The organism is Mangrovibacterium sp. (genome assembly GCF_059905295.1).
Map to the genome: position 1 here is coordinate 1 of NZ_JBZQJF010000276.1, position 1,529 is coordinate 1,529.

A 1,529-nucleotide genomic window follows, 5' to 3' on the forward strand; every position below is an offset into this window, starting at 1 on the left:
ATCTTTCGAAACTTGAGCCACACATCAACGGACCATTTACGCCGGATAAAGCTACTCCCGTATCTGAAATGAAAAAAGTAGCTAAAGAAAACGGTTGGCCAATGGAAGTTTCGGTAGGTCTGATCGGTAGCTGTACCAACTCTTCGTACGAAGACATTTCGCGTGCAGCATCGATTGCCAAACAAGCCGAAGAAAAAGGATTGATCACAAAGGCTGAATTTACCATCACTCCTGGTTCGGAGCAGGTAAGATTCACTATAGAACGTGATGGTTTTATCGATACGTTTGAAAAGATTGGCGGAAAAGTATTTGCTAATGCTTGTGGCCCGTGTATCGGTCAGTGGGCACGCGAAGGAGCCGACAAACAAGAGAAGAACACCATTGTTCACTCGTTTAACCGTAACTTCTCAAAACGTGCTGACGGTAATCCAAACACGCACGCATTTGTTACATCACCTGAACTGGTAACAGCGCTGGCCATTGCGGGAAAACTGGATTTCAATCCAATTACCGACACCCTGACCAACAAAGATGGAGTTGAAGTAAAACTGGATGAACCAAGTGGATACGAACTTCCAACAAAAGGATTTGATGTTGAAGATCCCGGATTCCAGGCTCCGGCCGAAGATGGTTCGGGAGTTGTTGTAAGTGTAGCCGACGATTCAAATCGATTGCAATTGCTGACACCATTCGCAGCATGGAACGGTGAAAATATTAGCGGTGCAAAACTGTTGATCAAAGCATTGGGAAAATGTACTACAGACCACATTTCAATGGCAGGTCCATGGTTACGCTACCGCGGACACCTCGATAACATTTCGAACAATATGCTGATCGGTGCGGTGAATGCCTTTAACGGTGACACCAACAAAGTGAAAAACCAACTGACTGGAGAATACGAAGAAGTACCAAAAGTTCAGCGTCAGTACAAAGAAAAAGGAATTCCAACAGTTGTTATCGGCGATCAGAACTATGGTGAAGGATCATCGCGTGAGCACGCAGCCATGGAACCACGTCACCTTGGAGTAAAAGCGGTAATCGTTAAATCGTTTGCTCGTATCCACGAAACCAACCTCAAAAAACAGGGAATGTTGGGATTGACTTTTGATAATGAAAAAGACTATGACCTAATTCAAGAAGACGATTCTTTCAACTTTATCGATTTGGTTGATTTCGCACCCGACAAACAACTGACTGTTGAAGCGGTGCACGCCGATGGGTCAAAAGATACGATCAAGGTGAATCATACCTACAATCAGCAACAGATTGAGTGGTTTAAGGCAGGATCAGCATTAAACCTGATCAAACAACAAAACGCATAAAATTTCTCGCCAAGTCGCTAAGCCGCAAAGTTTAATTCTTTGCGTCTTTGCGACTCTGCGAGAAGTTCAAAAATTAAATAACCAGTAAATTAATTAAGTAGACCATGCAAAAAATTAAGGTACAAAATCCGGTCGTAGAACTCGACGGTGATGAGATGACCCGGGTAATCTGGGATTTTATTAAACAAAAGCTTATCCTTCCCTATC

General features: G+C 43.4%; 1 protein-coding gene. It reads left to right on the plus strand.

Going from position 1 to position 1,529, the window contains the following annotated elements; all coding sequences use genetic code 11:
- Positions 1-1,322: aconitase family protein (locus tag AC37HE_RS14165; RefSeq protein ID WP_500783505.1), on the plus strand; the 1,322-nt coding region annotated here is incomplete at its 5' end.
- Positions 1,323-1,529: the final 207 nt, after the last annotated feature.